This is a genomic window from Neobacillus drentensis (assembly GCF_036966985.1).
GTDB classification, from domain to species: Bacteria; Bacillota; Bacilli; order Bacillales; family Cytobacillaceae; genus Neobacillus; species Neobacillus drentensis_E.
The window spans coordinates 1-4,593 of sequence record NZ_JBALSN010000651.1; the positions used below are offsets into that span (position 1 = coordinate 1).

Consider the following 4,593-nt stretch of genomic DNA (forward strand, 5'->3'; position numbering starts at 1 on the left):
AATGAAATCCTCCATTTAAAAAAATATGGCAGCAATAAATTTCTTGTTTCCAATGGAAGGCTGCTATCCACAGAAGGTTCCTATACCTACTATTTTGATACGGCAATATCTATCCGGATTCCCATTGGTTCTCAGGTTCGACTTGAGTGGGGGAGCATGAAACAGAGCGGTCGAGTGCTTTCTTCTGAAGGGAAGGGAGTTATGCTTGCCATGGAACAATCATTTGGAGATTTAATTCACGAAGCACAGCTTTTTCATGATCCATGGGAATTACTTGAACAGCTCATTGAACGGCTGGACGAAATGAAAAAAAATAAGCAAAAACGAATCCGAGTAAAAAGATTGATGGACCCCTCCATGCCTGCTAAACATCCGGTTGAAAAAAGTAAAAGCAATGTTCATGAACTCATTTTGCGTTCCAAGTACAACCCTGTTACCTTCGTTTGGGGCCCTCCTGGAACAGGGAAAACCTATACTTTGGCCCGAGTAGCCGCAAATAAGTATTTCCAGGAAAAGAAAGTGTTAATTTTATCACATAGTAATCAAGCGGTTGATGTCCTCATTCATGAGATATCAGCCTTTATTCAAAAGAAAGGCCGTTTTCGTGAGGGAGATGTGCTCCGCTATGGGTTCAATACAGGCGAACATTTTGCCGATCATGAAGCAGTGACCACTAGTCAACTCCTTCAGAAAGAAGATCCTCGGCTAGCAGAAGAGAAGGAACTGTTACTAGCGGAAAGACGGAATTTAAAGCAAGATATCGCCCATTCTTTTAGCAAAAGGGACACGAATCAGTTGCTTGAACTAGAAACTAAAATTGCCAGAGTTCTTGAAAAAATCCGCCAAAAAGAGCTTGAATTTATTAAGGATGCGTATATCGTGGGATCAACACTTGCCAAAGCGGCGGGTGATGCAGCAATTTATGAAAAAGAATTTGACCTTGTCATCCTAGATGAAGCAAGTATGGCATATGTCCCTCAAGCTGCTTTTGCTGCGACGCTCGGAAAGCGAGTGATTATTTGTGGTGATTTTAAACAGTTACCACCGATTGCCTCCTCTAGGGATCCATTAGTCACCTTGTGGTTAAAAGAAGATATCTTCCATCGCGCTGGTGTGGTCGACTGGGTTCGCGATGGAATGCTGCATCCCCACCTTTTTTTATTAAAAGAGCAACGGAGAATGCATCCGGATATCTCCTCCTTCACGAATCAGTATATTTACCACTCGCTTGTCGGCGATCATGAAAGTGTTCTAAAAAGTAGAAAATCAATCGTCGATCTAACACCCTTTCAAGGAATGGCCTCTGTTCTTCTTGATACAAGTCACTCAGGGGTATATGGCATGACAGAAAAGGCATCGAATTCACGCATGAATATATGGCATGTATTATTGTCCTTTCAATTAATTCATGAGTCGTTCGTGGCTGGGGCTCGTTCAATTGGTTATGTGACACCATACCGTGCGCAAGCAAATTTAATGGAGATACTGCTTGCAGATTTATATGAAAAGGAAAGATCAACCGCTGATATTATTGCTGCGACCGTGCACAGATTTCAAGGCAGTGAACGTGATGTCATGATTTTTGACACGGTGGACAGTGAACCGCAAACACGGGCAGGTATACTTCTCACAGGTAAGGATAGTGAACGATTGATCAATGTGGCCATTACCCGAACAAAAGGAAAGTTCATACATCTCAGCGATCAATCGTTTATTCGAAAACATGTGTATAATGGTAAAACACTAAGACAGCTCGTGGAACATCAAGGGCGTAAGCAGCAAACAATCGGAACCAAGGATATTGGCAAATGGATAAAAAATCAGCAGCCAAGATTACAGTGGATGCATGCACGTAATTTAGAGAAAGTATTCAGGGACCTCCAATCAGCAAAAAAGTCAATCATTCTTTCTTTACCGGACCAAACAGTCCTTTCTGAACAATGGAAGGAACAACTGCAAAAAAGGAGCCCGACTGTAAAATTAACGGTTTTGGCGGGGGAATTGTGGGAAGAACTGCGACCCAATCAGTTATTGAATATCCGCTTGCCGTTTCCATTCATCATGGTAGATGAGCAGTTGTTATGGCTTGGTTTGCCATTAGAGGCTGCAAGAGGAGTCCGTCCCCCTTATATTGCGGTTAGGCTCCATTCGGAGAGAGTATGTGAGTATTTACTAGGACAGTTCCAAACACTGGAGTAATCATTTCGTGGGAATGCAAGGTAAAGTTTCGCTAAATGATTTAATCAGAAAGTAGTTTGACAATATAATCTAACTTAATTAGAATTAGATTATATAATCTAACTATTTTGTTTGAAGGGGATAATGAATGAATGTTCCGATATCGATTTTTATTCTTGATGTAAGTAATTCTTCCACCCCAAAAATGGGGGAGAAACTTACTGTTTACTTGGATGAAGTGGTGGACTGGATTACTTGTTGGACAGAGGATCTTGGACCGATCCAAATAAAGCATCGTGCAGGAGATGAAATTATTTTTGTTGGCCCTGGATATTCAACAGCGTATACGATTGCCTTTTTTGTAAGCAGGGTGTGGAAATACAAGGAACATATGCCTTATTTCGGCTTGGCATTTGGGGATATTGACAAGGAAGTAAAGGAAGTGGATCTGGAAAAATGGATCCATCCATTGGTCAAACAAGCAAGGTATGCAAATGATTTAATTAAACAAGAAAAAAACAGAATGCTTTTTAAGTTCGAATTGGATCAGTTCTATCCAAACGAAGCAAATGATTCATTACCGTACCACCAGTTCAGAAATGAATTTGAGACACTTATTAATGCATTATTACATTTGCAATTGAAATTTATTCAGAATCAAACAGATATTCAGGAAATCGTCTGTACTCTCTTCCTTATTTTAAAACAGCAAAAAGTGATTGGAAAGATTCTAGGCAGAACAGCTCCGACGATTTCAAGCCATTTTAAGAAGGGAAATAGTGAAGAAATCCTAGATACATTTTCAAAAGTAATTAGTATACTACATTCATTACAAGAAAAAGCGTATCCGGCAAGTACTATTCATCCAGAAATGGCAAATGAAAGCCTTACAACAAGCATCCGGATTCACTTGCAGACGATCTTAAACACACTTATTGATACTTAAGTTACAGCCTATAGAGAGAGGAGAAACCATGTTATTTTTCAGTCTAGTTCTTGCCCACTTCATTGCTGATTTTTATTTACAAACAGATGACATGGTCATAGAAAAAAGAAAGAATTTATGGAAACATGTAAGCCACCATCTTTTCACGACTGGTTTTGTCTTAATAGGATTCTGGATTCTCTCCTATAATTTTGAGAATATCCTTAAATACCTGTTCATCCCTTTGTTTGGTATTGTGGCATCACACCTAATTTTGGATTGGTTAAAGATTATCCTGCTTGATAAATTGAAAATGACGAACGAAGAAAACATGAAACGGCTCGGTTACTTTGTTTTAGATCAGGTTCTGCATCTAGTTGCGATTCTTTTAGCATGTATGTTTTGCTTTCAATTTGAAATTGAAGGGTTCATTCAACAGAAAGGAGGATTAAGCTTTATTGAGTCTGTTCTGTTTTTTATCATTATTGTTATCCTAACAACAACGGTAAGCGGACATATGATCAAGATCCTCCTCGGTTCCCTGCCCAATCAATTATTGACCTTTGAGGGGAAATATTCATTTAAAAATGAACGAAATGAAGCTGAATTTAAACGTAGGGGTAAAAAAGGATTATCAGAAGAATACCATTATACAGTTTTCAGTAAGCATGATCTTTCACGAGGAAAACTAATTGGCTATATTGAGAGATTACTAGTATTATTGTTAACATTTTATAGTGCCTACCCAGCGATTGGATTTATCGTCGCCGCCAAATCGATTGCCCGCTTTAAACAAATGGATGACAGGGACTGGGCAGAATATTTTTTATTGGGAACACTAACTTCTATGTTTCTTGGAATTACTTTTGGGATTTTGTTGAAAATCGTCCTAACATAGGAGTTATAGAAAGAAAAGCATCTAGTGGGTGCTTTTCTTTTTTATATTATAAATCAAAAAAGTTGAAGAGGCATTCATTAAGTATTAAAATTATCTCATATTCGAGATAATTTAAATGAAGGGATTAAATAAATTTTTATGATTAGGAAATGACCAAGTTTCTAACAATACTGTAAGGGACTTTTTTGTTTGAAGAAAGGGGACAAACAAGATGAAACATATTTTTCAAAAAGGGAAAGACGCAACCAAACCAACATTTTTATTGCTGCATGGGACGGGAGGAACGGAGTTAGATTTGATTCCACTTTCAGGTAAAATTGATGAGGATGCTTCTTTTTTAAGTGTCCGCGGAAATGTCCTTGAAAATGGGATGCCGCGATTTTTCCGCAGATTAGCTGAAGGGATTTTTGATGAAGAGGATCTTATTTTTCGTACAAAAGAATTGTATGAATTCCTAGACGAAGCCTCACAAACTTATGAATTTGATCGTAAGAATGTCATCGCAATTGGATATTCCAATGGTGCGAATATCGCCGCGAGTTTGTTGTTCCATTACCAAGATGCCTTAAAAGGAGCCATTCTTCATCATCCA

4 protein-coding genes are annotated in these 4,593 nt (G+C 38.5%); all 4 read left to right on the forward strand.

The window, feature by feature from the left end:
* Positions 1–2,199: AAA domain-containing protein (locus tag V7659_RS29790; protein WP_335543642.1), on the forward strand; the 2,199-nt coding region annotated here is incomplete at its 5' end.
* Positions 2,200–2,326: 127 nt separating this feature from the next.
* Complete coding sequence (locus V7659_RS29795) at positions 2,327–3,124, forward strand: hypothetical protein (protein WP_335543643.1); 798 nt, start codon at positions 2,327–2,329, stop codon at positions 3,122–3,124.
* A gap of 28 nt (positions 3,125–3,152) precedes the next feature.
* Entirely contained in the window at positions 3,153–4,001 is an 849-nt protein-coding gene (locus V7659_RS29800) for a DUF3307 domain-containing protein (protein WP_335543644.1), read from the forward strand.
* Between the two features lie 211 nt (positions 4,002–4,212).
* Positions 4,213–4,593: alpha/beta hydrolase (locus tag V7659_RS29805; RefSeq protein ID WP_420491790.1), on the forward strand; the 381-nt coding region annotated here is incomplete at its 3' end.

Coding starts and splice junctions, on each gene's coding strand:
- V7659_RS29800 (WP_335543644.1), top strand. CDS start 3,153: ATGTTATTTTTCAGTCTAGTTCTTGCCCACTTCATTGCTGATTTTTAT.
- V7659_RS29795 (WP_335543643.1), top strand. CDS start 2,327: ATGAATGTTCCGATATCGATTTTTATTCTTGATGTAAGTAATTCTTCC.